General features: G+C 64.1%; 25 protein-coding genes. 8 read left to right on the top strand and 17 right to left on the bottom strand.

The annotated features are described in order from the left end of the window. The 5 genes from ACWGS8_RS15720 to ACWGS8_RS15740 form a co-directional block, all read right to left on the bottom strand. The gene (locus ACWGS8_RS15720; protein WP_454581784.1) at positions 1–1,113 is read right to left on the bottom strand and encodes a mandelate racemase/muconate lactonizing enzyme family protein; all 1,113 of its coding nucleotides are present in this window, start codon (positions 1,111–1,113) and stop codon (positions 1–3) included. A gap of 3 nt (positions 1,114–1,116) precedes the next feature. Then, positions 1,117–2,214 carry an ABC transporter ATP-binding protein gene (locus ACWGS8_RS15725; protein ID WP_454581785.1) on the bottom strand — a complete coding sequence of 366 codons (1,098 nt, stop codon included), beginning with the start codon at positions 2,212–2,214 and terminating at the stop codon, positions 1,117–1,119. 4 nt (positions 2,215–2,218) lie between these two features. Next, entirely contained in the window at positions 2,219–3,085 is an 867-nt protein-coding gene (locus tag ACWGS8_RS15730) for a carbohydrate ABC transporter permease (RefSeq protein WP_454581786.1), read from the bottom strand. Continuing rightward, on the bottom strand, positions 3,085–3,981 hold the full coding sequence (locus ACWGS8_RS15735) for a carbohydrate ABC transporter permease (RefSeq protein ID WP_027046570.1): 897 nt from the start codon (positions 3,979–3,981) through the stop codon (positions 3,085–3,087). Before ACWGS8_RS15735 ends, ACWGS8_RS15730 begins: the two co-directional genes overlap by 1 nt. Positions 3,982–4,108: 127 nt before the next feature. Continuing rightward, positions 4,109–5,428 carry an ABC transporter substrate-binding protein gene (locus tag ACWGS8_RS15740; RefSeq protein WP_454581787.1) on the bottom strand — a complete coding sequence of 440 codons (1,320 nt, stop codon included), beginning with the start codon at positions 5,426–5,428 and terminating at the stop codon, positions 4,109–4,111. Between the two features lie 168 nt (positions 5,429–5,596). On the opposite strand from ACWGS8_RS15740, the gene ACWGS8_RS15745 reads away from it, so the two are divergent. Both ACWGS8_RS15745 and ACWGS8_RS15750 read left to right on the top strand, forming a co-directional pair. Further along, positions 5,597–6,382, top strand: coding sequence for an IclR family transcriptional regulator (locus ACWGS8_RS15745; RefSeq protein WP_454581788.1), 786 nt, complete (start codon positions 5,597–5,599; stop codon positions 6,380–6,382). Positions 6,383–6,446: 64 nt separating this feature from the next. Beyond that, positions 6,447–7,286 (top strand): amidohydrolase family protein, encoded by an 840-nt coding sequence (locus ACWGS8_RS15750; protein ID WP_454581789.1) that lies wholly within the window; start codon positions 6,447–6,449, stop codon positions 7,284–7,286. Between the two features lie 57 nt (positions 7,287–7,343). Here the strand turns inward: ACWGS8_RS15750 and ACWGS8_RS15755 are convergent, their stop codons facing one another. The 6 genes from ACWGS8_RS15755 to ACWGS8_RS15780 all read right to left on the bottom strand — a co-directional run bounded on the left by ACWGS8_RS15755 (position 7,344) and on the right by ACWGS8_RS15780 (position 13,082). Next, the gene (locus ACWGS8_RS15755) at positions 7,344–8,489 is read right to left on the bottom strand and encodes an extracellular solute-binding protein (protein ID WP_454582200.1); all 1,146 of its coding nucleotides are present in this window, start codon (positions 8,487–8,489) and stop codon (positions 7,344–7,346) included. Between the two features lie 14 nt (positions 8,490–8,503). Then, on the bottom strand, positions 8,504–9,664 hold the full coding sequence (locus ACWGS8_RS15760; RefSeq protein ID WP_454581790.1) for a CaiB/BaiF CoA transferase family protein: 1,161 nt from the start codon (positions 9,662–9,664) through the stop codon (positions 8,504–8,506). 2 nt (positions 9,665–9,666) lie between these two features. Further along, entirely contained in the window at positions 9,667–10,218 is a 552-nt protein-coding gene (locus ACWGS8_RS15765; RefSeq protein ID WP_454581791.1) for a MaoC family dehydratase, read from the bottom strand. 347 nt (positions 10,219–10,565) lie between these two features. Further along, a complete protein-coding gene (locus ACWGS8_RS15770; protein ID WP_454581792.1) occupies positions 10,566–11,552 on the bottom strand; it encodes a Tim44 domain-containing protein in 987 nt (328 codons plus the stop codon). A 56-nt stretch (positions 11,553–11,608) separates the two neighbouring features. Further along, a complete protein-coding gene (locus ACWGS8_RS15775) occupies positions 11,609–11,902 on the bottom strand; it encodes a TFIIB-type zinc ribbon-containing protein (protein WP_454581793.1) in 294 nt (97 codons plus the stop codon). A gap of 190 nt (positions 11,903–12,092) precedes the next feature. Next, positions 12,093–13,082: a zinc-dependent alcohol dehydrogenase family protein gene (locus ACWGS8_RS15780; protein ID WP_454581794.1), complete on the bottom strand. Its 990-nt coding sequence runs from the start codon at positions 13,080–13,082 to the stop codon at positions 12,093–12,095. A gap of 102 nt (positions 13,083–13,184) precedes the next feature. Here ACWGS8_RS15780 and ACWGS8_RS15785 point away from each other — a divergent pair, with 102 nt between their 5' ends. Continuing rightward, positions 13,185–14,087: a LysR family transcriptional regulator gene (locus tag ACWGS8_RS15785; protein WP_454581795.1), complete on the top strand. Its 903-nt coding sequence runs from the start codon at positions 13,185–13,187 to the stop codon at positions 14,085–14,087. A gap of 89 nt (positions 14,088–14,176) precedes the next feature. Next, the gene (locus ACWGS8_RS15790) at positions 14,177–15,823 is read left to right on the top strand and encodes an acetolactate synthase large subunit (protein ID WP_454581796.1); all 1,647 of its coding nucleotides are present in this window, start codon (positions 14,177–14,179) and stop codon (positions 15,821–15,823) included. Positions 15,824–15,857: 34 nt separating this feature from the next. On the opposite strand, the gene ACWGS8_RS15795 is transcribed toward ACWGS8_RS15790, so the two are convergent. Continuing rightward, positions 15,858–16,502, bottom strand: coding sequence for a GNAT family N-acetyltransferase (locus ACWGS8_RS15795; protein ID WP_454581797.1), 645 nt, complete (start codon positions 16,500–16,502; stop codon positions 15,858–15,860). A 178-nt stretch (positions 16,503–16,680) separates the two neighbouring features. Here ACWGS8_RS15795 and ACWGS8_RS15800 point away from each other — a divergent pair, with 178 nt between their 5' ends. The 4 genes from ACWGS8_RS15800 to ACWGS8_RS15815 are packed head-to-tail and all read left to right on the top strand — an operon-like array spanning position 16,681 to position 21,014. Beyond that, the gene (locus tag ACWGS8_RS15800) at positions 16,681–17,982 is read left to right on the top strand and encodes an ArgE/DapE family deacylase (protein ID WP_454581798.1); all 1,302 of its coding nucleotides are present in this window, start codon (positions 16,681–16,683) and stop codon (positions 17,980–17,982) included. Beyond that, positions 17,979–19,037, top strand: coding sequence for a phosphotransferase (locus ACWGS8_RS15805; protein WP_454581799.1), 1,059 nt, complete (start codon positions 17,979–17,981; stop codon positions 19,035–19,037). The genes ACWGS8_RS15800 and ACWGS8_RS15805 overlap by 4 nt, the downstream gene beginning before the upstream one ends. Next, the gene (locus ACWGS8_RS15810; RefSeq protein WP_454581800.1) at positions 19,038–20,348 is read left to right on the top strand and encodes an aspartate aminotransferase family protein; all 1,311 of its coding nucleotides are present in this window, start codon (positions 19,038–19,040) and stop codon (positions 20,346–20,348) included. Positions 20,349–20,357: 9 nt separating this feature from the next. After that, complete coding sequence (locus tag ACWGS8_RS15815) at positions 20,358–21,014, top strand: GntR family transcriptional regulator (protein WP_454581801.1); 657 nt, start codon at positions 20,358–20,360, stop codon at positions 21,012–21,014. A gap of 21 nt (positions 21,015–21,035) precedes the next feature. Here the strand turns inward: ACWGS8_RS15815 and ACWGS8_RS15820 are convergent, their stop codons facing one another. From ACWGS8_RS15820 to ACWGS8_RS15840, 5 genes are read right to left on the bottom strand one after another with little or no spacing between them, the layout of a single operon-like run. Next, positions 21,036–22,340, bottom strand: a complete 1,305-nt coding sequence (locus ACWGS8_RS15820; protein WP_454581802.1) for an NAD(P)/FAD-dependent oxidoreductase — start codon at positions 22,338–22,340, stop codon at positions 21,036–21,038. Further along, entirely contained in the window at positions 22,337–23,320 is a 984-nt protein-coding gene (locus tag ACWGS8_RS15825) for a branched-chain amino acid ABC transporter permease (protein WP_454581803.1), read from the bottom strand. Before ACWGS8_RS15825 ends, ACWGS8_RS15820 begins: the two co-directional genes overlap by 4 nt. Continuing rightward, positions 23,317–24,225, bottom strand: a complete 909-nt coding sequence (locus ACWGS8_RS15830) for a branched-chain amino acid ABC transporter permease (protein WP_454581804.1) — start codon at positions 24,223–24,225, stop codon at positions 23,317–23,319. The genes ACWGS8_RS15825 and ACWGS8_RS15830 overlap by 4 nt, the downstream gene beginning before the upstream one ends. Further along, positions 24,222–24,971, bottom strand: a complete 750-nt coding sequence (locus tag ACWGS8_RS15835; RefSeq protein ID WP_454581805.1) for a branched-chain amino acid ABC transporter ATP-binding protein — start codon at positions 24,969–24,971, stop codon at positions 24,222–24,224. Before ACWGS8_RS15835 ends, ACWGS8_RS15830 begins: the two co-directional genes overlap by 4 nt. Beyond that, on the bottom strand, positions 24,968–25,768 hold the full coding sequence (locus ACWGS8_RS15840; protein WP_454581806.1) for an ABC transporter ATP-binding protein: 801 nt from the start codon (positions 25,766–25,768) through the stop codon (positions 24,968–24,970). Before ACWGS8_RS15840 ends, ACWGS8_RS15835 begins: the two co-directional genes overlap by 4 nt. Between the last annotated feature and the right edge of the window lie 28 nt (positions 25,769–25,796).

The following is a 25,796-nucleotide window of genomic DNA, read 5'->3' on the forward strand; positions in this document are numbered from 1 at the left end:
CTATCTGGTGATCGCCGTGGTGAATTCGGCGATGCTCATGGCCTTGACCGCGTCCCAATCCCAGTCGATGCCGATGCCGGATTCGTCGGGCGCCAGCGCATGCCCATCCTCGATGCGCATATGCTTGCCGGTCAGCTGGTCGAGTTGCGGAATGTACTCGACATACCTGCCGTTCTGAACCGCGCAGGTCAAGCTGACATGCAGCTCCATCAGGAAATGCGGGCAGACCGGAATGTCGAAGGCCTCCGCCGCATGGGCGATCTTGAGCCATGGCGTGATGCCGCCGATGCGGCCGACATCGACCTGCACGATCGAGCAGGCGCCTTTCTGCATGTATTCGCGGAAATGGCGCATCGAATAGAGCGACTCGCCAATGGCGATCGGCGTCGGCGTCGAGTTGGACAACCTGATATGGCCGTCAATATCGTCGGCCGGCAGCGGCTCCTCGATCCAGGCGAGGTCGAGTTCGCGCAACCGCGCCGCGCGCCGGATCGCCTCGTCGACGGAAAACCCCTGGTTGGCATCGGTCATGATCTCGTAGCCGTCGCCCACCGCCTTGCGCACCGCCGACAGGCGGGCGAGATCCTCCGATCCGTGCGGCCTGCCGATCTTTACTTTCGAGCCGCGAAATCCTTTCGCCTTGGCTGCCAGTGCGTCGTCGACAAGTGCAGCGGTCTCGATGTGCAGCCAGCCGCCTTCGGTCGTGTAGAGCGGGCAGCGGTCCTTGGCGCCGCCGGCCAGTTTCCACAGCGGCAGCTTCTGCTTCTTTGCCCTGAGATCCCAGAGCGCAGTGTCGATCGCCGCAATGGCGATCGCGGTGATGGCGCCGATGGTGGTCGCATGGGTGGCGAATTCGAGATCGTGCCAGATCGCCTCGATCATGTCGGGGTCGCGGCCGACCAGGCGTGGCGCCAGATGGTCGGACAAGAGCCGCATCACCGAGGAGCCGCCGGTGCCGATCGTGTAGCTGTAGCCGGTGCCGACAGCGCCGTCGGAATCGGTAATCGTGACGATGGGCGTTTCCTGGCTGACGAAACTCTGGATGGCATCCGTGCGCTTGACCTTGGGCACAAGGTCCACCATCCGCAGTTCGACTTTCTCAATTCTAGCCATCGTTCAGCTCCGCAATGTCTTTCCGGTCTCGGCGGCGAACAGATGCGCTTGCGACAGGTCGAGGCTCATCGTGACCCGCTCGCCGGACCGCAACGGGCGCGGGTTCAGCATGCGCGAAACCCAGTCCGCGCCGTTGAACTCGACGAACACCAGCGTCTCGCTGCCGAGTGGCTCGGTGACGGTGATCGACAGTTCGATCTGATGGACTTCGGCCGCGCCGCCGGAGCTGATGCCATGGCCGGTCGGATAGATGTCGTCGGGCCGCAGACCGAACACGACCTTGTCCCCGGTCGCGACATTGGCCTTGAATTGGGCGGGCAGCGGCAGTTTTTCGCCGCTGGCGAAGACCAGTTGGCCGTCATCGATCGTCGCCTCATGCAAATTCATCGGCGGCGAACCGATAAAGCCGGCGACGAAGCGTGTCGCCGGGCGGCGGAACACCTCGTCGGGCGTGCCGACCTGTTCGATATGGCCGTCGCGCATGATGACGATGCGATCGGCCAGCGTCATCGCCTCGACCTGGTCGTGGGTGACGTAGATCACCGTCGACTGCACCTTGGCATGCAGCTTCTTGATTTCGGTGCGCATCTGCGTGCGAAGCTTGGCGTCGAGATTGGAGAGCGGCTCGTCGAACAGGAACACGTCGGGGTCGCGCACGATCGCGCGGCCCATGGCGACGCGCTGGCGCTGGCCGCCCGACAGTTGCGACGGGCGGCGGTCGAGCAGCATGTCGAGGCCGAGAATGGCCGAGGCCTCGGCGACGCGGCGATCCATGTCCTCTTTGGCCGCACCGGCGATCTTCAGCGAGAAGCCGAGATTCTCACGCACCGTCATGTGCGGATAGAGCGCATAGGACTGGAAAACCATCGAGATGTTGCGCGAGCGCGGCGGCAGGTCGTTGACGACACGCCCGCCAATCTCGATCGAGCCGGCGCTGATTTCTTCGAGCCCGGCGATCATGCGCAAAGTCGTCGACTTGCCGCAGCCCGACGGGCCGACCAGTGCGATGAATTCGCGGTCGGTGATATCGAGATCGATGCCATGCACGATCCCGATATTGCCGTAGCGCTTGGTCAGCTTTTTGAGGGAAACCGTTGCCATGGGATCAGCCTTTCACCGCGCCGGAGGTCAAGCCGCCGACAAGGTGTTTCTGGACGATGTAGGTGAGGGTGAGTGCCGGAATGATCATCACCACGGCCAGCGCGCACATGCCGCGCCAGTCGATGGTGAACTCGGCCGTATAGTCGAGCAGGCCGACCGGCAGCGTCTTGGCGCTGACCGAGCGCGTCAGTTGCGAAGCCAGCGCGAACTCGTTCCAGCAGGTCAGGAAGGCGAAGATCGCAGCCGACGCAATGCCCGGACCGGCGAGCGGGAACTCGACCTGCCAGAAAGCCTGCCAGCGCGTGCAGCCATCGATCTGTGCTGCTTCCGCGAGGTCTTTCGGCACCTGGCGGAAGAAGCCGTCGATCAGCCAGATGGTGAACGGCACGTTGAGCGCGACATAGGCCAGGATCAGCCCGAAATGCGTGTCGATGATGCCGAGCCGTACATAGAGGAAGAAGAGCGGCAGCGACAGCGCGATGCCCGGCACGGTGCGCGTCAACATCAGGCCGAGGAAGACGCTGGATTTGCCGCGGAAACGGTAGCGCGCGAAGGCATAGCCGCCGGCCATGCCGATGGCGACCGCAATGATCGTCGAAGTCACCGAGATGATCAGCGAGTTGCGGAAATATTCGATGACTGGGATGCCGCCTTTGCCGATGCCTGAGAACATCGCGACATAGGCGTCGAACGAGATCTCCTGAGGAATCCACACTGGTGGCTTGGCCATGATCTCGACCGTCGGCCGCAGCGACGACAGCACGATCCAGAGGCCGGGCATGCAGATGGTCAGCATCGCCAGGAACAGGCCGATGCGATGGACGATGCCCAGCAGCCGGCGCTTGAGCCGGGCGGAAGAATTCTCGTCCATCACCACTCCGCACCGATCTGCGTGCGCGCCGCGGCGAGCTTGTTGAAGAAATAGACGGTGAAGGCGATCGACAGCAGGATCGAGAAATAGGCCATGGCGTTGGCCATGCCCATGCGCCCGTCGCTATAGGCGGTGCGCGCCACCAGCGTCCACAACAGCTCGGTGCGGCCCGCCGGTCCGCCATCGGTCATGATCTTGACGATGTCATAGGCGCGCGCGACGTCGAGCGAACGGATGGTCATGGCGATATAGGCGAAAGGCATGACGAACGGCCACGTCACATAGCGGAAGGTTTGCCACGGCGTGCAGCCGTCGACACGCGCGGCCTCGATCGGCTCCTTGGGCATGGCGAGCAGGCCGGCGAGAATCAGGATGGCGAAGATCGCGGTCGACGACCAGATCTCGGCTATCGAAATGGCGATGAAGGCGAGGTGGCCTTCGATCAGCCACGGAATGGCGTCCTGCGTAATGCCGAGCGACTGCAGGGCGTTGTTCACCAGGCCGATATTGTCGTTGAACATGAACTTGAACTGGAAGCCGACGAGGATCGGCGAGAACATCATCGGAAACATCATCAGCGTGCGCAGGATGCGCTGGCCGCGCGTTGCCTTCTCGACCAGCATGGCGAGCCCCAGCCCAAGCAGCATTTCGAGATTGAGCGCGATGGTCAGCAACAGCACAGTGCGCCCGAACGCCCACCAGAAATCGGTGTTGGCCAGGATCGACAGATAGTTCCGGAAGCCGACGAAGACGAAGAATGTTTCGGGCTTGGTCAGGCGGAACGGTGTGAAGCTGGAATAGAGCGACAGAAGCAGCGGCACGACGACGACCGCCGCCAGCACGATGAAGGCCGGAAGCAGCAGCAGGAATGGCGCCGATGGCTTGAAGCCCTTCATCAGAATCCTGTTGGGTTTTGCGTTGCGTGGGCGGGGCGGCGAAAGGCGATATGCATCGCGGAGCTTCCGACGAGACGCGATCGCCTCCCCCATTCATGAATGGGGGAGGCGGCCTTGGGAGAAGGTTCTAGAGCTTGCCGGCATCCTGGAGGATCTGCGTCGCCTTGGCGGCGGCTTCATCCAATGCCTGCTTGGCGGTCTTGTCGCCCAGGATGGCCGCCTGCAGTTCGGGATAGACGGCGTTCGAGATTTCGATCCATTCAGGCGTCTGCGGCACGGCGAAGGCGTGCTTGGCTTCTTCCTGGAAGGCGGAGAGAACCTCCTTCTTGTAGGGATCGTTCTCGGCCTGCTTCAGATCCCAGTCCCAGACCGCTGTGCGGGTTGGCAGCGGGCCTGCGGCGGCTTCCAGCTTCTGGCTGTCCTCATTGGTCAGCCACCACACCAGCGAGGCCGCGGCCTGCTTGTTCGGGCAGCTTTCCGTGACCGAGAAACCGTGGAAGCCGGACCAGCCGGTGCGCTTGCCGGAAGACCCCTTCGGCGCGACTTTCACGCCGACATTGCCCGCCACCTTCGACGACTTCGGATCGTTGAAGAAGCCGGCCCAGCCCGGCCAGTCCAGATTGATGGCCACGGTGCCCGAGGCAAAGCCCTGGCCGAGATCGTCCCAGAGATAGTTGGTGGTTCCGGCCGGCACCGCCTTGGCCTTGTAGAGATTGACGAACCAGTCGAGCGCCCGGATGCCGGCCTCGGAATTGAAGACCGGCTTGCCGTCCTTGTCGAGATACTCGCCGCCTTCGGCGACCACCATTTCGTAGAAGCGGCCGTTGATCGCCTCTTCCTTGCCGGCGAACTGCGTGCCGTAGAAATTGGGTGGGTTGGCGAAGAACTCGGCCTGGTCGGTAACTTCCTTCCAGCTGTCCGGTGGCACCAGGTCATAGCCGTATTTGGCCTTGAATTTGGTCTTGTTGTCGGCGTTCTCGTAGAGGCTCTTCTGGTAGTAGAGCGCCGACACGTCGAACTGCGCCCGTGGCAGCATCTCCAGCTTGCCGTCGATGGTGGCCGCCTTGATCGTCGACGGCACGAAGGCGTCGATCTCTTCCTTGGGCAGCAATTTGCCGAGGTCGGTGTAGAGGCCAGTATATTGTGGTGCGAAGGACGAATGGTTCCAGCCGACGCACCAGTTGGTGCTGCCGGAGGCGATGTCGGACTTCAACTCCTTGTCGATGTCGAAGCCATTCTTCTTGGTCAGGATGTTGACCTTGGCGCCGGTGGCCTTCTCCCATTCGGGAATGCGCTCATAGAGCTTTTCATATTGCTGGCCGCCGATCAGTTTCACGTCGACGGTGACGCCTTCGAACTTGCCGGGCAGGTCGCCGGCAAGGGCAGTGCCTGCACCGAATGCAAGCACCAATGCGCCGGCGGAGACGCCGGAAAGCAGTCTGTTCATTGGTTTCCTCCCTGGGTGCGCCGCGGCGCGATCGCGACTTATCCGCGTGACAAGAAATGCGACATTCATATACAAACAAAACATTCATACGTACGTCAAGGCGAAATTTGTTTCCGTCAGCCGCATTCCTGCGTATATGAAGGACAGAATTCACTGGAGAAATGCCTCATGGACGACAGCGAAGACGAGCGCTACCGCGCGCCGGCGCTCGACAAGGGGCTCGACATCCTGGAACTGCTGGCCGGCGTCGACGGCGGCCTGACCCAGGCCGAAATCGCCAAGAAACTCGACCGCAGCCCGAACGAATTCTACCGCATGCTCGACCGGCTGGTGCGGCGCGGCTATGTCACAAGGCTTGACGGCGACCGCTATTCGCTGACGCTGAAACTGTTTGGCCTGGCGCAATTGCACGCTCCGGTGCGGCGGCTGGTTTCCTACGCCACGCCGCTGATGCGCGAACTGGCCGAGACCTCGCAGCAGGCCAACCAACTCGTTGTTTTTGATCGTGGTTCCGCCGTCGTCATCGCCCAGCAGGAGGCGCCGAACTACTGGGGCATCTCGATCCGGGTGGGCTCCCACATCAGCCTGTTCGACACCGGTTCGGGCCACGTACTGCTCGCTTTCCGCTCGCAGGAGGAGCGGCAGATGATGATCTCCGAACACGCCCGCAGCACCGACAAGACGGCGCAGTCGACCGAGTTCTTCACCCGGCTCGACCAGATCCGCGACCGTGGCTACGAAATGATGGCCTCGATGCAGACCGCTGGCGTCTTCAACCTCTCGGCGCCGGTGCGCAGTTCCGACGGCAAGGCCATCGCCGCCCTGTCCATTCCCTACATCACCGTGGTCAACGCACCGTCGGCGCCCGATATCACCAGGACGATCGAGCTGTTGCTGGCGACCTGCGAGAAGCTGTCGCACCTGGCCGGGTCGGCTGTAGGGTCGGCAGCATAAATTCTTATTTGAATGAAGGATTCCTCCGTGAGATGATTTAAAAACCAATTTGGGAGGAACTCCAGTGATCATCGACACCCATCTGCATCTCATCGATCGCTCGGCCTTGCGCTATCCCTGGCTTGCCGGCGTGCCGCAGCTCAACCGCGATTTCTCCTATGAGGAATATGCCGCCGAGGCGCAGCGTGTCGGCATCGAGCGCGTGCTGCACATGGAGGTCGATGTCGATCCCGCTGACATCGAAGCCGAGACGGCGCGTGTCGAAGGATTGTCACGGCAGGCCGGCAGCATGCTGGTAGGGGCGATCGCGTCCTGCAGGCCGGAAGACACGGATTTCCCGACCTATCTCGAAAGGCAGCGGGCAAATCCTTTCGTCAGGGGTTTCCGCCGCGTGCTCCATGTCGTCCCGGACGATGTGTCGGAAGGCGCGGTGTTTCGCGACAACATCAAGCGACTTGGCGGCACTGGCCTGACCTTCGATTTGGTCGTGCTGCCGCACCAGATCCCCAAGGCGATCGCGCTGGCCGACCTGGCGCCCGACGTCCAGTTCGTTCTCGACCATTGCGGCGTCCCCGACATCAAGGGCGGAGCCGAGCATCCCTGGCGCGAGCATATCAGCGAGATCGCGCGGCGTCCGAACGTCATGGCCAAGATCTCCGGCGTCGTTGCCTATGCCGATGCCGGCAGCTGGACGGTCGGGACGCTGCGGCCCTATGTCGAGCACACCATCGCCGCGTTCGGCTGGGACCGCGTCGTCTGGGGCAGCGACTGGCCGGTCTGCACGCTTGGTGGCGGCCTCTCGACCTGGGTGGCGGCGACCCACGCGCTGCTTTCCGGCTGCAGCATCGCGGAACGCGAGCGGCTCCTATCCGCGAATGCCCGCAAGCTCTGGCGGTTGGAATAGCTGGATTTGCCTCGGCGCCTCGCCGGGGCGTAGCCCAGAGGTTCCGTTCGGTTTTGTTCAGGCTCCTCTGCCGGCAGCGCCGGACACCTGCGCGGGGACACTCTCCCGGAACAGGCTGACGAGATCGGCAACGACCTGGGCGGCCCTGTGCCCGGAAGTCATGCCGGAAAGGATGCGGTCGGACGCTGCCTGCTGGAACGCCATGTAGCCGTCATGGCGCGGCCGCACCCATGCACCCTCCAGCGTCGCCCGTGTTTCGCGATAGAAATTGCCGGTCGCGGCATTCACGGTGTGGTCTTCCCAGGCGGCAGCATGGCCTGGTTGGCCACCGGCAGCGGCATAGGCGCCGCGCTGCACGTCGCCGCTGGCGACCCAGTAGGCAAAATCGGTCGCGGCCTCCTTCGCCTTGGAAAAGGCTGACACCGCTATGCCGGTGCCGCCGAGCGCCGAACCGACAGGGCCGTTGGCGCCAACGACCGGGATGTCGGTAAAGGCCAGCCGGCGCGCGCGAAACCCCGACATCGCATAGGAAACGTAGCCATAGATCAGCGGTGCGGACACGATCTGGGAACCGGCCGCTGCCATGCGTTCGGAAACCGCGATCGGATCCATCTCCAAACAGGCCGGTTCGACCAGCGCGGCGATCTCGCGCATCATCTCGAAGACTTCGCTGCCGGCCTCGCTGTCGATGAGATCGCGGGACGGATCGGTCGCGCAAGCGTGCCCGAGATTGCCGGCCAGCGTGTAGAACGCCATCAGCACATGCGGCGGCCGCAGCGGCAAAAGCACGCGGCCTTGCCGGGCGAGATCGAGCACCTCGCTCCAGCGCGCCGGCGGTGCGTCGAGCGCGTCCGGCCGCCATGCCTGGACTTGGCTGGCCGCATCGATCGGGAAGGCCCATTGCCGCCCTTGCCAGTTGTAGCTCGGATAGGACTGGCCGACGCTCCCCGATGCAAGGGCTGCGCGCTCGGCCTCGCGGCCGGCGACATCCAGCGGTGCGAGGCAGCGTTCCGCCGTGATCTGGCCGACATGCGGGTGGTCGATGACGATGAGGTCGTAGGCGCGCGCCAGTTCCTCGACCGGGAAGGATTCGAAATCCTGCAGCGAGCGCTTGTCCCAGTCGATGGCGACGCCGGTCTTCTGCTGCCAGAGCGAAGAGCAGGCGACCATCGGATCGTAGCCGCGCGGATGGCTCCAGGTCATGCCCTTGAGCGTGGTCACAGGCCGAACTCCTCGCGGATCGCGGCACTGTGCTCGCCGATGCGTGGTGCCGCGCGATCGACCTTGGCCCTGACACCATCGACCCTTAGCGGCGAACTGGTGGTGAGGATCGAAACATCGTCCTCGCGCGTCACCGTCTGCAGCATGTCGAGCGACTGGAAGCCTTCGCTGGCCAGCATTTCCGGCCAGGTCAGCACCTTGGCGCACCAGATGTCGGCGGGCTCGAGAATGGCGAGCCATTCGTCGATGGTTTTGCTGGCGATCCGCTGCGCGATGATCGCCTTGATGTCGTCGCGCGCGGTGAACCACGAGGCCGGCCTGTCGCGATAAGGCGCCAGCTCTTCGAGCGACAGCAGGTCGGCAAGCTTTGGGATGGGTGTCATGGCAACTGCGAGATAGCCGTCCTTGGCCGGGTAGACCCCGTATGGCGCCGAGAGATAGGCATGTGCGCTGCGGAAATTGGAGCGGCGCGGCAGACGCCGGCCGTCATTGAGATGCGTCGTCAACACCTCGAACTGGAAGTCGACCAGCGCTTCCAGGAGGCTGGTTTCGATGTGGCTGCCCTGGCCGGTGATGCCGCGCCGCACCAGCGCAGCCAGAATGCCTTGCGCGCAGGCCGCGCCCGCCAGCATGTCGCCGATGGCCAACCCGAACGGCACCGGCCCCTGGTCCTCGTCGCCATTCAGCCACATCACGCCGGAGCGCGATTGCGCCAGCAGATCCTGGCCCGGCCGCTTGACCCATGGGCCGTCCTCGCCATAGCCGCTGATCGATGCGTAGACGAGCCTTGGGTTGATCTTGCGGACGGCCTCATAGTCGAGGCCCAGGCGCTCGATGACCCCAGGCCGGAAATTCTGGATCAGCACGTCGGCCTTGGCCAGAAGCCCGCGCAGCGCCTCGAGATCCGCCTCGTTCTTGAGGTCGATGGCAAAGCTTTCCTTGGCGCGGTTGATGGCGTGGAAGATGGTGGAATCGCCGCCGATCTCGGTGTCGCTGAGGTAGAGTCGGCGCGACAGATCGCCGCCATCGGGACGCTCGATCTTGATGACGCGGGCGCCGAGATCGAGCAGCCGCAATGAGCAGTAAGGCCCGGACAGGAACTGGCTCATGTCGACGACGGTGAGACCGGCAAGCGGCAATTCGGCCAAAGCCGGCATTTTCATTTCTCCGTCTTGCCGACGAAATCGGCCGGGTTGCGGTACTTCACCGTCTGCAGATGCTCGCAATAGAGGACGAGCTCGCCTTCGCCCTTGAACACTTCGTAGCTGGCACGGATCAGTCCCATCTCCTTGTAGCGCGGTGTCCTGTCGAGGTTGGAGCGGATCGAATAGATCGTGTCGCCAATGAAGACGGGCTTTATGAAACGGAGCTTGTCGTAGCCATAGGAAAAGGCGTTGACGCAGTTGGTGGCGACCAGCCCCAGTCCCGCCGAAAAGACGAAGGCGCCGGCGATCAGCCGCTTGCCGAAAATGCCTTCGCTCTCGGCGAACATCTGGTCCTGCACATAAGGATGGATGTCGAGCACCAGCGTGTTGAAAAGGTGGCTGTCCCCTTCCGCCATCGTGCGCCGCAACGAACGGATCTTCTGGCCGACCGGCCAGTCCTCGTAGAACCAGTTCTCGGCGTTCCACACCGGCAGCGCGGCGTGCGCCTCAGGCATGTTTTTGGGGTAGGTCGAAGCGACGCCGACGGTGGGGGCGAAGTCGTTCATGGCTGGCTCCGCCGGCTGTGGAGGAGGTTCCACGCAACCATTTCAACACGCGTCAAGGCGCCTGACTGCATGACGTCTCCTCCCGTCAATCTTCTTTTGTAAATAGTATTTTCACATATGGGGTTTCGTTGCAAGCGAATACAGGCGAAATTTCGGCCAATCTCGCACGCTCAGGCGCAGGCGGGACAGGCGTGATAATCATGAGCAAGGATTGTCTGGGGTTTGTCGGCAGCCTGAACCGGGAGGCGCCTTACTTCAGCGCATCGGGCGCGCCGTCGAGATCGGCGCGCCGATGTGGGTCAGGATCGTGCGCTGAGGCGCCCGCGACGCCGTTACAACGGTCGGGCTCAGGCCTGTTGTATGGCCGAGAGCTTCCAGTTCGAGCCATTCTGACGGGTGAATGTCCACAGTTCGGTTGTCTCTGTCGGATGGTCTTCGTCGCCCTCGACCACCTTGCCGCTGGCCCGTTCGCGCATCACGTCGCGGGACTCGTAGCGTAGCGCGGCCGTTGCGTAGTCATGGTCATCCTCGCGCCAGCTTTCGGCGATATCGGCCTGCAGCAAGGTGATGTCGGAGACCTCGTTCCTGAGACCTTTCTGGGCATTGTCGGCCAGCTCTTCTGAGAGATAGGACACCATCTCGGGCGTTGTCGCCCGGCGCAGGGCGGCATGGTCTTCGCGCCCGAACGCTTCCTGGACGTCTGTCAGCAACTGCTGAAATGCATCGAGGTCAGTTTGTGCCAGCCGGATCTCTTCGGAATCGGCGGCCGGAGAGCCTCCGCCCGAACCGCCGCCAAAGCCGGGGATCGTGAATGAGCCCGCCGTCTGCTGCTGTACTGCAGCGCGGTTTTCAAATCGCGATGCCTGGGCGTTGCCGGCACCAGCGAGCGCCGGGGCGGGGCTTTGCGCCGACTGGGAGCGGAAGAAGCGGATGGCCAGCATGATCGCGCCCCCGATGAGCAGGGCCTGAAGCAGGAAGCCGAACATGCCGGCCAGGCCGCCGAAGCCTTGGCCCAGGAGCAGGCCGATCAGGCCGCCGATCAGTAGCCCGCGCATCATCGTTCCGCCGAAGCCGCTCATGAAGCCGGGCCTCTGCGGGCCGGCCTGCGGTTGCCGGGCGGCAGAGTTCACACCGGTGTTGGGTGTCATCGAACGCTCGACCGGAGCGATCGGCGTCGGCGCGGTCCTGGTCGGCGGCGCCGACTGGAACGTTCGCGTGCCGCGACTGCCGAAGCTGCCGCCGCGCCGAGCCTCGGCATGATCGATCGCGACCATGGAGAATGTGAGGAACAGTCCGGCAAACAGGGTTACAAATCGGCTGGTGCGAGACATCATCGGGGTGGACCTTTATCGATGTGGCTTCTGGAAAAATTTTCAGCAGGCGCCGGACGTCAATCGAACAATTCTTCGAAGAAGGATTTCTTCCGCTTGGGATAGCGGTGGCCCTGCGAGCGCGAATAATCGTCATCGCGGGCATGTTGCGGCTGGGAGAAGGCGGCCGGCTGTGGCTGCGGCGCGGGCGATGCCTCCCTGCCGGAACGCTCGATGATCTTGTCGAGTTCGCCTCGATCAAGCCAGACGCCACGGCACTGCGGACAATAGTCGATCTCGATACCCTGGCGTTCGCTCATCACGAGCGCGACGCGGCAGGAGGGGCAAACCAGACCAAGGAGGGAAGATGTCATGCGGGGCTCCAAACCGAAAGGATTGAGCCCGCTTGACCGAAAGGCTGGAAACGGGCCCGTTAAAGCGGTCCGACATCACAATCACCAGAAGCGATCGTCAGAGGGGCCCGGCCCGCATCAGACAGTTAGGAATGCGGAGCCAGGCCTTCAAGGGCGGTAATGCAGGCAAGAATGATTTGTTCGTCGTTGCTCAGATCGTCACGATGATCTTGCCGAACTGCTCGTTCGATTCGAGATAGCGATGCGCCTCGACGATCTGGTTGAAGGCAAAGCTCCGGTCGATGATCGGCCTCAGCGTGCCGGTTTCCAGGCCTTCGAGGATGAACGCCTTGGCGATCTCCAGCTTCTCCGGGGCGCCGGTGATCTCGTGGACGAGATAACCACGCAGCGTCAGCGTCTTGCTCAACACGGCAGCCAACGGGAACGGCGTCGGCTCGCCGCTCAGCCCGCCATATTCGATGAGAATGCCGCCCTTTGACATTGCCGCCGTCAGCGGCTCGAAGATTGGACCGCCAATTGCATCGAGCACGACGCGCACGCCTCGCGGTCCGGTGATTGCGTTCAGCCGTGCGGTGAGATCCTCCTCCGCCAGGACGACAACATGCGCCGCTCCGGCATCGAGTAGGGCCTGTTTCTTGGCCGAGGTCCGCGTCACCGCGATCGCTGTCGCGCCAATTTTGTTGGCGATCTGGATCGCGGCAAGCCCGACGCTGCTTGAGGCCGCGGTGATGACGACAGCATCTCCACTGCTCAGTCTGGCGATGTCGGTCAGGGCGCCATAGGCGGTGAGATATTGCATCCAGACAGCCGCCGCTGTCTGCCAGTCGAGCGACGATGGGTGCTTGACGATGAGCCCGGCGGGATAGGTGACCAGCTCGCCGTAAGCCGGCCAGCGCACCATCGATTGCGGCGGGATGACGCTGACAGCGTCGCCCGGGACGAAATCCTTCACGCCTTCGCCTACTGTTTCGACAACGCCCGCCGCCTCGAGACCAAGTCCGGAGGGCAGGGGCGGAGTCTCGATATAGCTGCCCGCGCGCAGCAGCGCCTCAGCGCGATTGAGGCCGAGCGCCTTGACGCGGATTTGCACCTCGCCCGGACCCGGTGGAGGAAGTTCGATATCCTCGATGCGCAGGACTTCGGGATCGCCATGCCGGTGGAAGCGGACAACACGTGCCATTCGGGTTACTCCAAATTATCTGAGCCGAATGAGCTATGCAGCCAAAGAGTTCATCGATAAATGGACGTAAGGATAAAGCAGTAGAAACCAGAGGTTTCGAATATGGATAGGCTCGAGAGCATGGCCGTGTTCGTCAAGGCGGTCGACCTTGGCTCGTTCGCGGCTGCTGCGGTGGCGCTCGACCTGTCTGGGCCGATGGTGGGCAAGCATGTCCGCTTTCTCGAAGATCGGCTGGGGGTTCGTCTCATCAACCGCACCACGCGCCGCCAGAGCCTGACTGATTTCGGCCGCGCCTATTACGAACGCTGCCGCATCGTACTGGCCGAGGCGGAAGCCGCCGATGCGCTCGCCGCCGACCAGTTTTCGGAACCGCGCGGCAGACTGCGCGTCACCATGCCGGCGCATTTCGGCCGCCACTGCGTCACCCCCGTGCTGCTGAAGCTGGCGCGGCACTATCCGATGCTGGAACTCGACCTGTCACTCAGCGACCGCTTCGCCGATCTCGCGGAGGACGGCTTTGACCTTGCCATCCGCACCGGCGACCTTGAGGACAAGGCCGGCGTGATCGCGCGCCGCGTTGCACGCCAGGGCATGGTTGTCTGTGCCGCGCCCTCCTATCTCAGACTTCACGGTGAGCCGCGGCGGATCGAAGACCTCGCCGACCATCAGGCAATCGTCTATCGCCGGCTCGGCCAGGTCGTTCAACCCTGGCTGTTTGCGCGTGAAGGGCAATCCGCACAGGAGATCATCCCCAGTGGCCGGCTGCGGCTCGACGATCTCGATGCCATCGCCGACGCAGCGGTCGACGGTATGGGCCTGGCGTGGCTACCTTATTGGCTGGTTCGCGAACGCATCAAGGCCGGCGCGCTGGTGGCGCTGTTGCCGGACCAGCCGCGCTATCCCTACGACTGCCACGCGCTCTGGCTGCAGACGCCGCATCTGCCGCTCAAGGTTAGGCTCGCCGTCGATGCGCTGACGGCCGCTTTGCCGAAACTGATGGGGTGATCGCCAACAGAGCAGGCTTGCGCTCTTTGAGGCGCCGCTTTCCAATGCCATATGGAGGCGGACTGTGCGCATTGCAGGAGAGGCGGTTCATGACCAAAGGTTCGGATATGTTCGTGGCGGCCCTCGAGAATGAAGGGGTCGACCGGATTTTCGGCATTCCGGGAGAGGAGAATCTCGACATCGTCGAATCGATCCACCGCTCGTCGATCCAGTTGATCCTGACCCGCCACGAGCAGGCGGCCGCCTTCATGGCCGCCACCTATGGCAGGCTCACCGGCAAAGCAGGCGTGTGCATCACCACGCTAGGCCCCGGCGCGCTCAATCTGACGACCGGCGCGGCCTATGCGCTGCTCGGCGCGATGCCGATGATCATGATCACTGGTCAGAAAGGCATATTGTCGTCGCGGCAGGCGCGCTTCCAGATCGTCGACATCGTCGCGGCGATGAAGCCGCTGACCAAGCTGTCGCGCCAGATCGTCTCGCCGAAGATGATCCCCTCGCTGGTGCGCGAGGCCTTCCGCGTTGCCCAGGAAGAGCGACCCGGTCCGGTGCATCTGGAACTGCCCGAAGACATTGCGGCGGCGAAATGCGAGCCGGTGGCGCTGGTGCCGACGCATCCGGTCGAACTGCCGCTGGCCAGCGCGGACGCGCTCGATCGCGCCGCCCGCATGATCATGGAGGCCAAGCGTCCACTGCTCATGTTCGGCGCGGCGGCGTCGCGGCCGCGTGTCACCCCCGATGTCGCCCAATTCGTGCTGCGCACGCAGATACCCTATTTCACCACGCAGATGGGCAAGGGCACTGTGCCCGGCGGCACTGAACTCTATATGGGGACGGCGGCCCTGTCGGAGCGCGACTATGTGCACGAGGCGATCGAACAGGCCGATCTGATCATCACCATCGGCCACGACACGGTGGAGAAACCGCCCTTCATCATGGGCGCCAACGGGCCGAAGGTCATCCATGTCGGCTACCACTCGGCCGATGTCGAGCAGGTCTATTTCCCGCAGGCCGAGATCGTCGGCGACCTCGGTCCATCGCTGGCGCTGCTGGCTGACCGCATCGAGGGCAAGATCCCCAACGCGCAGGCCTTGCTGCCGCTCAGGGAAGGCATTTTGAGCCGCATCGCGGCGCGCGCCACCGAAGACCGCTTCACGCCGCAGCGCATCGTGCATGACGTGCGCGCCATCATGCCTGCGGATGGGATCCTCGCCCTCGACAACGGCATGTACAAGATCTGGTTCGCCCGCAACTACCGCACGCGCATGGCAAACACGCTGCTGCTCGACAATGCGCTGGCCACGATGGGCGCCGGCCTGCCATCCGCGATGATGGCGTCACTGCTCTATCCCCGGCGCCGTGTCATGGCCATTTGCGGCGATGGCGGCTTCATGATGAACAGCCAGGAACTGGAGACCGCCGTCAGGCTGAAGCTCAACCTCGTCATCCTGCTGCTGGAAGACCATGCCTATGGCATGATCCGCTGGAAGCAAGCGGTCGACGATTTCCCGGATTTCGGCATGACCTTCGGCAATCCCGATTTCGTCAAATACGCCGAGGCCTATGGCGCCAAGGGAACCAGGGTTGCAGAGATCGCCGATTTGCGGCCGGCGCTGGAACAGGCCTTCACCGGCGGCGGCGTGCATCTCGTCGTCGTGCCCATCGACTATTCCGAAAACACCAGGGTGCTCGTCGACGAATTGCGCGAGCGGCTGCCGGCGCCGCGGACGCCCTGACGGCACCTGGCTGGGGCGGGTTGCGAAAGCGGTCTCAGGCGCCGGGCACCCATTCCGTTTCGATCAACGGGATTTGCGGGGCGGCATCGCGCGGCAGGGTTCCCTTGACCCGCGGATCGTCGGTGATTTCGAAACCGGCCGCATAGGGCTGGAACCCGCAAGCCCGGTAGAAACCGATGACGCTGTGATGATCGAAGCTGCTGGTGTGCAGCCAGATGCGGCCGGGGCCGAGGCGCCATGCCTGGTCGAGCGCGCCGGCCATCAATCGTTTGCCGAGGCCACGGCCGGTCAAGCCGGGGAGCAGGCCGAAATAGGTGATCTCGACTTCGTTGTCGTCGGCCACGCGGAACTCGACCATGCCGACATGGCCGCCGCTGTCGTCATGGCCGTAATAGAGGTGCTGGCGCGGATCGGCGAGGTGCACTGATATTTCGGCATCCGACATCTCGGCGGCGCGGTCCCACAGCCAGGGAGCGCCGATCTCGAGGAAGATCGCGCGGTAGGCGGCGCTGTCGGGCTTGCTGATCCGGGTCATCGCCAAAGGTTGGGCGAGACCCGGTGCCGGGGCACGCGCTTCCATCCATGTCACCGCATTGACGATCTTGCCGGCCGGCACGCGCCGGTAGCCGGCCGACAGGTCGGTGACTTCATCCGGCAATGCGCCTTCGGTGACCAGCATCTGTCCTCGATCTCTGCCAAAGCAGTCTCACCGGCATTCAGTAAGCTGATGCCAACTCTGCGCCCGCCTGCCAAGAGCTTCCCGGGTTGGGCCATGGTTTTGGCCCGACCTGTCTCTTTGCCTTTCCAGGATATGGCATATGAGATATGATACACCATTCATTAGAAAGCGGAATATCATGCTTAAGCGAATTGCGGACGAAGCCATTTTGCACGCGGTCGATGACGGCTTCGCGCGGCAAGTCGCGTTCCTGGCGGACCTCGTGCGCTTTCCTTCCCAGCGCGGCGAGGAGCACACCGCGCAATCCTTCATGGCGGCCGCCTACGAGGCCGGTGGCTATACGGTTGACATGTGGCGCGTCGATGTCGACGCAATCCGCGACCTTCCGGGGTTTTCACCGGTTGCGGTTTCCTATGACGATGCCTTCAACGTCGTCGCCACCCACACACCGAGAAACGCCACCGGCCGCTCGCTGATCCTCAACGGCCATATCGACGTGGTGCCGACGGGGCCGCTCGACCGCTGGGTGCGCGATCCCTATGACCCGGCGATCGAGGACGGCTGGATGCATGGCCGCGGCGCCGGCGACATGAAGGCCGGCCTGTCGGCCTGTCTCTATGCGCTCGCCGCCTTGCGCAGCCTCGGCTATCAGCCGGCCGCGAATGTCTACCTCCAGTCGGTGGTCGAGGAGGAATGCACCGGCAATGGCGCGCTGGCCTGCCTGCAACGCGGCTACCGCGCCGACGCCGCCTTCATTCCCGAACCCTTGGAACCGCGCTTGATGCGCGCGCAGGTCGGGCCAATCTGGTTCAGGGTCGAGGTCGACGGCGATCCGCAGCATGCGTCGGGCGCTTTCTCGGCCGGCGCCAATGCCATCGAAAAGGCCTTTCTCATCATCCAGGCGCTGAAGCGGCTCGAAATCGTCTGGAATGCGCGCAAGGTCGATGACCCGCATTTTTGCGATCATCCGCACCCGATCCGCTTCAATCTCGGCAAGATCGAGGGCGGCGAGTGGACATCGAGTGTTCCGGCGCGCTGCGTCTTCGAGATGCGGGTCGCCACCTATCCCGGCCAGAAACTCGAAGACGCCAGGGCCGAACTCGAAGCCTGCATCGCCGATGCGGCCCGTGCCGATCCCTTCCTCGCCAATCGTCCGCCCAAGATGAGCTATATCGGCTTCATGGCCGAGGGTTATGTTTTGGAGGGCGCGGACGAGATAGAAGCCGTGCTGCGCCGCAGCCATACCGCCGTCTGGGGCGAGCCGCTGACGGAACACGTTACCTCGGCGACGACGGATGCCCGCTTCTTCGGCCTCTATGCCGACACGCCGGCGATCGTCTACGGCCCGATCTGCCGCATGCCGCATGGCTATGACGAGGCCGTCGATCTCGACTCGGTGCGCAAGGTCACCCAGACCATCGCGCTGTTCATCGCCGACTGGTGCGGCCTCGAGCCGATCGATCCAGAGGTGAACTCATGAATGCGCCCGTGCCTGACGCCTTTGGCGAAACGCTCGCCGAGGACGCGCCCGATGTCTCGACCGCCGACGCGCTCGCCATTTTGCGCCGGCACTACGGCCTCACCGGCAGCGCGCGTCCGCTGCCGGGCGAACGTGACCACAATTTCCACATCCAGACCGAAGGCGAGGGCGAGTTCGTCCTGAAAGTTTCCCATCCGGCGGAGGAGGCCGGCTTCACCGATTTCCAGAACAAGGCGCTCGACCACATCCTGGCGGTCGACCCGACCTTGCCGGTCCCTTCGGTGCGCAAGAGCCTTGGGGGCGAAGCGCAGTTCATCGTCAGCGTCGATGGGTCGGCGCCGCGCATCATCCGGCTGGTCACCTACCTGCCCGGCCAACTGCTGTCGCGCTCGCCCACATCGGCGGCGCAGGATCGCAATCTCGGCATTTTCCTTGCCCGGCTCGGCCGGGCGCTGCGCGGCTTCTTCCACCCGGCCGCCGGCAGCGACCTGCTCTGGGACATACGCAAGGTCGCCAAGACGCGGCCGATGCTGGCGCATATCGCCGATGCCGGCCACCGCGCCATGGTCGAGCGCGTCATCGATGCCTTCGAGGAGCATGCAGCGCCGGTCATTCCGAGCCTGCGCGCCCAGATCGTCCACAACGACATGAACTCCTACAATGTGGTGATGGACGCGTCGCGGCCGGAGGTGGTCAGCGGCATTCTCGATTTCGGCGACATGATCCATTCGCCGCTGATCTGCGACCTCGCCATCGGCGCCGTCTACCGCTGGCCGGCTGAAGGTCATCCGCTGGCGCCGGCAGCCCGCTTCGTCGCCGGCTACCAGTCGGTGCTGCCGTTGGAGAGCGAAGAGATCGGCATCCTTTTCGATCTGATCCGCGCTCGCCTCGCGCTCATCGCCAACATCGCCAGCTGGCAGGCGGAACGGTTCCCGGCCAAGCGCGACTATGTGCTGCGCCTCATCGCCGAAGTCTGGACTTCGCTCGAACGGCTCGATGGGCTGTCGTCCGCTGACGCCCGCCGTTATTTCCTTGACCATTCCAATCCGGAGTAGATGCCCGTGTCCCAGTCTTCGCCATATCCTGCAAATGCCGGTTCGACGGCATCCGAGCAGGCCCTGCTCGAACGCCGCGCCAGGCTGCTCGGGCCGACCTATCGCGCCTTCTACCGCAACCCGATTCATCTGGTGCGCGGCAGCGGCGTCTGGCTCTACGATGCGACAGGCCGCAAATTCCTCGACGCCTACAACAATGTCGCCTCGGTCGGGCACTGCCATCCGCGCGTTGTTGAGGCACTGTCGGGACAGGCCGCAACGCTCAACACCCATACCCGCTACTTGAGCGAGATCATCCTCGACTATGCGGAAAAACTGCTCGGCACGGTTCCCTCCCAACTCGGCCATGCCATGTTCACCTGCACCGGCAGCGAGGCCAACGACCTCGCCATCCGCATCGCCCAGCATTCGAGCGGCGGCACCGGCGTCATCATCACCGATTTCGCCTATCACGGCGCCACGATCGCCACCGCGCAGCTGTCGCCGGCGGCGGTCGGCGCGAAGGGCGTGCCGGCGCACCACCGGACCGTGGCGGCGCCGGACACGTTCCGCGACCACGGTCGCGCCGCTGATGATTTCGCCAAGAATGTCGCCGCCGCCATCGAGGACATGCGCGCTCAAAACATCCGCCCGGCGGCGCTGCTGCTCGACTCGGCCTTTTCCAGCGACGGCATTTTCTTCCCCAATGCGGCTGTCATGCGCGAGGCGGCGGATCACGTCAGGAAGGCCGGCGGCATCGTCATCGCCGATGAGGTCCAGTCCGGCTTCGGCCGCCTTGGCCAGGGCATGTGGGGTTTTGCCAATTACGGCATCGAGCCCGACATCGTCACCATGGGCAAGCCGATCGGTGACGGGCATCCGATGGGTGCTGTGCTCGTGCGGCCGCCGCTTGTCTCGTCCTTCGGCTCCAACACCGGTTATTTCAACACCTTCGGCGGCAATCCGGTCGCTGCCGCCGTCGGCATCGCGGTGCTGGACGTGATCGAAGGCGAGGGGCTGATCGAGAACGCGCACAATGTCGGCGCCTACACGGCTGACCTGCTGCGCGCGCTGCAGGGCCGTCACGGCATGGTCGGCGACGTCAGGCACAACGGCCTCTATTTCGGCGTCGAACTGACGGCCGACGGCGACGAGGCGCTGGCCGCCAGCAAGACATCTTCCGTCGTCGAAGCCATGCGCGAGGATGGTGTGCTGATCTCGTCCTGCGGTCCGCGCGGCAATGTGCTGAAGATCAGGCCGCCGCTGCCCTTTGCCAGGGATAATGCCGAGCAACTGGCCGAGACGCTCGATCGCGCTTTGTCGAACTGGTGATCGGAACGCATGCTGAAGCTCGAACATCAGACCCTCAACGACCGCGCCTATCGCGCGCTCAAGCAGGAATTGATTTCAGGCGGCTTCAGCCCGGGCCAGACCCTGGTCATCCGTAAGCTTGCCGAAACCTTCGGCATCTCGACGACTCCGATCCGCGAGGCGCTGCAAAGGCTGGTCGCCGAGCGGCTGCTCGAGATGCAGAACAACCGCTCGATCATCGTGCCGTTGCTGTCGGCCCCCGCCTTCGAGGAACTCACCCATATCCGTATTGCCGTCGAGGGGTTGGCGGGTGAGATGGCCGCCACGCGGATGAGCGAAAGCGGGCTGGTCGAAATTCAGGCGACGCTCGCCGGTATGCAGCGCGCGATCGAGGCTGGCGACGCCAGCGTATATCTCGCTCTGAACGAGGCCTTTCACTTTGCCATCTACCAACATGCCGGCGCGCCGATCCTTTTGAACATGATCCGCGACCTCTGGGGTCGGGTGGGTCCTTATCTCAAGCTGCTGATGCAAGTCGATCGCTACATTCCGCAGTCGAACGACGCGCATCGCAGTATTGTTGTTGCATTGGAGCAGCGCAATGGTCCCGCTGTCCGCGTCTCCATCGAGCAGGACATCGCCGTGGCGGCCGCGGTTCTCTCCGAAAATCTTCGCATGACAGCCTGACCGGACGGCGGCTGGGCCGGCCTACGCTGTCTCGTCCAGCCGGTCGCGCAGTATGCTCCAGCCGAGCAGCACATTGGGCGCGTGCCGCAGCAGCGCATGGAAGGGGATCGGCGCCGGCGGCGCGAATGGCAGCGGCAAATCACGCGCCTCGGTTCCGGCGGCCCAATCGGCCAGAACCTTGCCCATCGCCGTCGTCATGGCGATGCCGCGCCCGTTGCAGGCGCGGCCGGCGATCAGCCCCGGCCCCAGATCCAGGAGGTGCGGCAGGAAATCCGGTTCGACCGCGGCCATTCCCGACCAGCCATAGGCAAGCGGTGGCAGGTCTCGCAAGTCGAGACGCTTGGCCAGCCGCCGCCAGATTGTCTGCGGTACACGTGTGTCGGCGCCGGCGCTCAGAATATGCATGCCGCCGCTGATCAGCCGGTTGTCGGCATCGAAGCGGAAGGTGAAGAGATTGCGCCTGGTGTCGCCGACGCCGTGCCCGCCAGGAAGCAACCGCGCCCGCACTTCGCGGGGCAAAGGCTCGGTCGCGACCTGGAAAATCTTCAGCGGAAAATAGCTTCGTTGCAGCAGCGGATTGAGCGACCCGCCATAGGCGTTGGTGGCGATCAGCACCTTGCCGGCACGCACCGAACCCGATGGCGTTTTCAGCGACCAGCCATCGGCCACGCGATCGACCGAGGTAACCGGCGTGCGCTCGAAGATCTTGGCGCCAGCCCTCTCCGCCGCAACGGCCAGTCCGTTCGCATAGGCGACCGGATTGAGCACGCCACCCGAGCGGTCCATCCACCCGCCGACATAGCCGCGTGCACCGGTCAGCGCCTCGACGTCTTGTCGATCCAATGTGACCGCAGGCCGGTCGCGCTGTGCCCATTGCCCGGCGCGCGATTTGACCTTCTCGAACGCGGCAGGCGAATGCGCCGGCTGGATCCATCCGTTCTGCACGGCGTCGCAGTCGATGCCGTGTCGCCTGATCAGGCCAAAGACCAGGTCTGAACTGCCGGCGGCAAAGTCGATCAGGCGTTCGCCGCGCTCGGAACCGAGATGCGCAACGATGCTGTCGGGATCCATCTTGGCGAAGTTCGGCACGACGAAACCGGCATTCCTCCCGGTCGCGCCCCAGGCGATGATTTCGGCCTCGAGGACGGCGACCGAGATGCCTTTTTCGGCGGCGTGCAGCGCGGTCGACAGGCCGGAAAACCCACCGCCGACGATGGCCAGATCGACATCCAGCCCGCCTTGCTGCGCCGGCCGTTCCCGGCGGCTGCGGCTGACGGCGTGCCAGAGCGAAGCGCCGTGCGTCTCGCATCGAACCAGGGCATTCATGAACCGGAGCCGCTTTTGCCGGCAGCCACCTTCGCCCGCTTGTCCAGGCGCGGGCGAAGCGGCCTGTCGCCGAACAGCCCGTTCGGCCGCATCAGCAAGATGACGCAGAGCATCACGCCGATGGCGACGATCTGCAGCGAGGCCGCACGCGCCTGCTGCTCGGGCGCAAACAGCACACTGGCGAATGTGCCCGACCCCGCCCATATCCCCCAGACCAGGATGCTGCCGATGACGGCGCCGAGATTGCTGCCCGAGCCGCCGACGATCAGCATCACCCAGACCTGGAAGGTCAGGATCGGCAAATAATTGTCCGGCGCGATGAAGCCGGTGAAATGTGCCTGCAACGCGCCGGCAAGGGCCATGATCGCGCCGCCGACGGCAAAGGCCTGGACGCGGTAGAAACGCGCGCTCTTGCCGAGCGAGATCGCCGCCCGCTCATCCTCGCGCAGCGCCTTCAGCACGCGTCCCCAAGGGCTGCGCGTCAGATGCTCCAACGCGAGGCAGGCGACGAGGGTGACCGCCGCGACGACGGCAAGGTTGGACAGGTTGAACAGCAGCGGCGTCTCGGCGAGGCTGCCGAAGGGACGCGGGATGAAACCGATGCCGAACGGCCCGCCGGTCAGCTTCTGCGCATTGAGCGCGACCAGTTGCACGACGACGGCGACGCCGAAGGTGGTGATCGCCAGATAGTCGGACCTCAGCCGCAGCGTCGCCATGCCGGTCAGGGCAGCGGCAACGCCGCCGACGACCATCGCACCAAGCCAGCCGGCAAGGATCGGCAGGCCGAAGCCACCCAGCCGCGCGGCATCGTCCGGCGTGGTCAGCAAGGCCGAGGTATAGGCGCCGATGGCGACGAAGCCGGCGAGGCCGACATTGAACAGGCCGGTCAGCCCCCACTGCAGATTGAGACCCAGCGTGACCAGCGAAAAGATCAGCGCGGTGGTCAGGAAGAAGGCACCATAACCGATGAGATCGATCATCTTTCCCGAACTCCGAAAAGGCCGATCGGCCGCACGAACAACACAGCCATCAGGATGATGAAGGAGACGGCGGCGCGCCATTCGGCGCCGATCAGCTGCACGGCGCCGGCTTCGGCCAGCCCGATGATCAAGCCGCCGAGCACCGCGCCCGGAATGCTACCGATGCCGCCGAGGATGGCGGCGGCGAACATCGGCAGCAGCATGTCGAAGCCCATGAACGGACGGATCTGCACCAGAATGCCGATCATCACGCCGGCGACGCAGGCAAGTGCACCGCCGATGATCCAGGTGACACGCACGACGCTGGCGACATCGATGCCGACGATGCGGGCCAGCGCCGCGTTCTGGCTGAGCGCCTGCATGGCGCGGCCGGTCTGCGTGCGCGTCATCAACTGATGCACGCCGAGCACCAGCACAGCGGTCAGCAGCAGAAGTGCGATCTGATCGGGCGTAATGCGGATGCCGAAGCCGACCGGCATGGCAATCTGGATCGCCCGGCTGAAATAGGTCGGCCGCGAGGTGAAGGTGAATTCGAGCAGGCTTCTGAGCGCCATCGAGGCGCCGAAGCTCGCCATCACCACGATGATTGCCTGACCCTGCGAGCGCAGCCGCGAGAACAGCACTCTGTCGAGCAGCAACGCCAGCAAGGCGGTGAAGGCCATGCCGACGACCAGGGCAACCAGGAGCGGCCAGCCGAAGGACAGCGGCGCGATGGGTGCCACCTTGCCGAAGGTGGCGCCAATGGCACTGACGACGGCCAAAGTCGCATAGGTGCCCCAGGCCATGAAGTCGCCATGAGCGAAATTCGAGAAGCGCAGGATCGAATAGGTCAGCGTCACGCCAATGGCGCCAAGACCGATCATCGAACCCGTCAGTAACCCGTCGACGACAAATTGCAGGCTCATGCCACGCCTCCCTTGCTGGTGCGAGACGGGCGCTGGCCGAGATAGAGTTCGGCGACCACAGGATCGTTCCACAGTTCGGAAGCGGCGCCCTCGTGCCGGTCCTTGCCTTCGACCAGCACATAGGCGCGGTCGCCGATGGCCAGCGCAGCCTTGGCGTTCTGCTCGACCAGCAGGATGGTGACGCCGGACTTGCGGATGCCGGCCAGCATCTCGAACACCATCGACACGAATTTCGGCGACAGGCCGGCCGACGGCTCATCCAGCACCAGCACCTTGGGATGGACGATCAGCGCGCGGGCGACAGCAAGCATTTGTCGCTGTCCGCCCGACAGATTGCCGGCGGCGGTGCGCCGCTGGCGCACGAGATCCGGGAAGGCGGCATACATCTCGTCGATACGCGCAGGGATTTCACGTCGCTCGAGGATGCCGCAGGCGACTTTCAGATTGTCCTCGACCGACATCAGCGGAAAGATGTTCTCGGTCTGCGGCACGAAGGCCAGGCCAAGCCGCACCATAGTGTGGGCGGGTGCTGTCGTGATGTCCTTGCCGTCCAGGAGCACGGTGCCGCCGGTGATCGGGACGAGGCCGGCGATCGCTTTTATGAAGCTCGATTTGCCGGCGCCGTTGGGGCCAAGGACGACGACGATCTCGCCTTTTCTGACGGTGATCGACGCACCGCGCACGATCGGCACACCGGGCTCGTAGCCGGCTTCGAGATCGCGGACATCGAGCACGGTTTCGCTCATGCCGTGCCTCCGAGATAGGCCTCGATGACGCGCGGGTCGCGGGCGACTTCTTCCGCAGTGCCTTCGCTGAGCAATTGCCCGCTCGCCATGACCAGAACGCGGTGACAGAGCCGCGTCACCATGTCGATATTGTGCTCGATCAGCAGGAAGGTGATGCCGCGCGCGTTGATGTCGCGGATGCGGTCGATGATGACTTCGAGCAGCGTCGCGTTGACGCCGGCTGCCGGCTCGTCGAGCAGGATGATCGCCGGGTCGGCCATCATGACGCGAGCAAGCTCGAGCAGCTTGCGCTGGCCGCCGGACAGCACACGCGCCGGCTCATGCGCGAGACGGGTGAGGGTCACCAGCTCCAAAAGGTCGAGCGCCTTTGCCCTGGCCGCCTTTTCCTGTGCCGCTACCCGCCTTGGCGTGACGAAATTGGCGAGCAGTTTCTCGCCGGCCTGGTCCTGTGCCGCCAGCATGATGTTTTCGATCAGCGTCAGATTGGGCAGCGGGCGCGGGATCTGGAAGGTACGGCCAAGGCCACGACCGATGCGCAGATGCGCGGCTTCGCCGGAGACGCGCGCGCCATTGATAAGGATGTCACCGCTGGAAGGCAAAATACTGCCGGCCAGCAGGTCGAACATGGTCGTCTTGCCGGCGCCGTTCGGTCCGATCAGGCCGAGGATTTCGCCCGCTTTGACGTCAAACGAGACATCGTTGACGGCGACAAGGCCGCCGAACCGCCTGACGACATTTCTCGCCGTCAGAACCGGCGCACGGGTCTCCTTCCCCTGCCGTTCGGTTGCCTCGCTCATCAGACCCTCTGGCCGAAGACGATCACCG

Source organism: Mesorhizobium sp. 43Arga (genome assembly GCF_053714255.1).

Bases quoted from the DNA above. Each gene is read 5' to 3' on its own strand.
- ACWGS8_RS15720 (WP_454581784.1), bottom strand. From the start codon at position 1,113: ATGGCTAGAATTGAGAAAGTCGAACTGCGGATGGTGGACCTTGTGCCC.
- ACWGS8_RS15815 (WP_454581801.1), top strand. From the start codon at position 20,358: ATGCTGAAGCTCGAACATCAGACCCTCAACGACCGCGCCTATCGCGCG.
- ACWGS8_RS15745 (WP_454581788.1), top strand. From the start codon at position 5,597: ATGGACGACAGCGAAGACGAGCGCTACCGCGCGCCGGCGCTCGACAAG.
- ACWGS8_RS15775 (WP_454581793.1), bottom strand. From the start codon at position 11,902: ATGACATCTTCCCTCCTTGGTCTGGTTTGCCCCTCCTGCCGCGTCGCG.
- ACWGS8_RS15765 (WP_454581791.1), bottom strand. From the start codon at position 10,218: ATGAACGACTTCGCCCCCACCGTCGGCGTCGCTTCGACCTACCCCAAA.
- ACWGS8_RS15735 (WP_027046570.1), bottom strand. From the start codon at position 3,981: ATGAAGGGCTTCAAGCCATCGGCGCCATTCCTGCTGCTGCTTCCGGCC.
- ACWGS8_RS15825 (WP_454581803.1), bottom strand. From the start codon at position 23,320: ATGATCGATCTCATCGGTTATGGTGCCTTCTTCCTGACCACCGCGCTG.
- ACWGS8_RS15725 (WP_454581785.1), bottom strand. From the start codon at position 2,214: ATGGCAACGGTTTCCCTCAAAAAGCTGACCAAGCGCTACGGCAATATC.
- ACWGS8_RS15795 (WP_454581797.1), bottom strand. From the start codon at position 16,502: ATGCTGGTCACCGAAGGCGCATTGCCGGATGAAGTCACCGACCTGTCG.
- ACWGS8_RS15840 (WP_454581806.1), bottom strand. From the start codon at position 25,768: ATGAGCGAGGCAACCGAACGGCAGGGGAAGGAGACCCGTGCGCCGGTT.
- ACWGS8_RS15835 (WP_454581805.1), bottom strand. From the start codon at position 24,971: ATGAGCGAAACCGTGCTCGATGTCCGCGATCTCGAAGCCGGCTACGAG.
- ACWGS8_RS15755 (WP_454582200.1), bottom strand. From the start codon at position 8,489: ATGACCTGGAGCCATCCGCGCGGCTACGATCCGATGGTCGCCTGCTCT.
- ACWGS8_RS15730 (WP_454581786.1), bottom strand. From the start codon at position 3,085: ATGGACGAGAATTCTTCCGCCCGGCTCAAGCGCCGGCTGCTGGGCATC.
- ACWGS8_RS15805 (WP_454581799.1), top strand. From the start codon at position 17,979: ATGAATGCGCCCGTGCCTGACGCCTTTGGCGAAACGCTCGCCGAGGAC.
- ACWGS8_RS15810 (WP_454581800.1), top strand. From the start codon at position 19,038: ATGCCCGTGTCCCAGTCTTCGCCATATCCTGCAAATGCCGGTTCGACG.
- ACWGS8_RS15830 (WP_454581804.1), bottom strand. From the start codon at position 24,225: ATGAGCCTGCAATTTGTCGTCGACGGGTTACTGACGGGTTCGATGATC.
- ACWGS8_RS15790 (WP_454581796.1), top strand. From the start codon at position 14,177: ATGACCAAAGGTTCGGATATGTTCGTGGCGGCCCTCGAGAATGAAGGG.
- ACWGS8_RS15770 (WP_454581792.1), bottom strand. From the start codon at position 11,552: ATGATGTCTCGCACCAGCCGATTTGTAACCCTGTTTGCCGGACTGTTC.
- ACWGS8_RS15740 (WP_454581787.1), bottom strand. From the start codon at position 5,428: ATGAACAGACTGCTTTCCGGCGTCTCCGCCGGCGCATTGGTGCTTGCA.
- ACWGS8_RS15785 (WP_454581795.1), top strand. From the start codon at position 13,185: ATGGATAGGCTCGAGAGCATGGCCGTGTTCGTCAAGGCGGTCGACCTT.
- ACWGS8_RS15800 (WP_454581798.1), top strand. From the start codon at position 16,681: ATGCTTAAGCGAATTGCGGACGAAGCCATTTTGCACGCGGTCGATGAC.
- ACWGS8_RS15760 (WP_454581790.1), bottom strand. From the start codon at position 9,664: ATGCCGGCTTTGGCCGAATTGCCGCTTGCCGGTCTCACCGTCGTCGAC.
- ACWGS8_RS15780 (WP_454581794.1), bottom strand. From the start codon at position 13,082: ATGGCACGTGTTGTCCGCTTCCACCGGCATGGCGATCCCGAAGTCCTG.
- ACWGS8_RS15820 (WP_454581802.1), bottom strand. From the start codon at position 22,340: ATGAATGCCCTGGTTCGATGCGAGACGCACGGCGCTTCGCTCTGGCAC.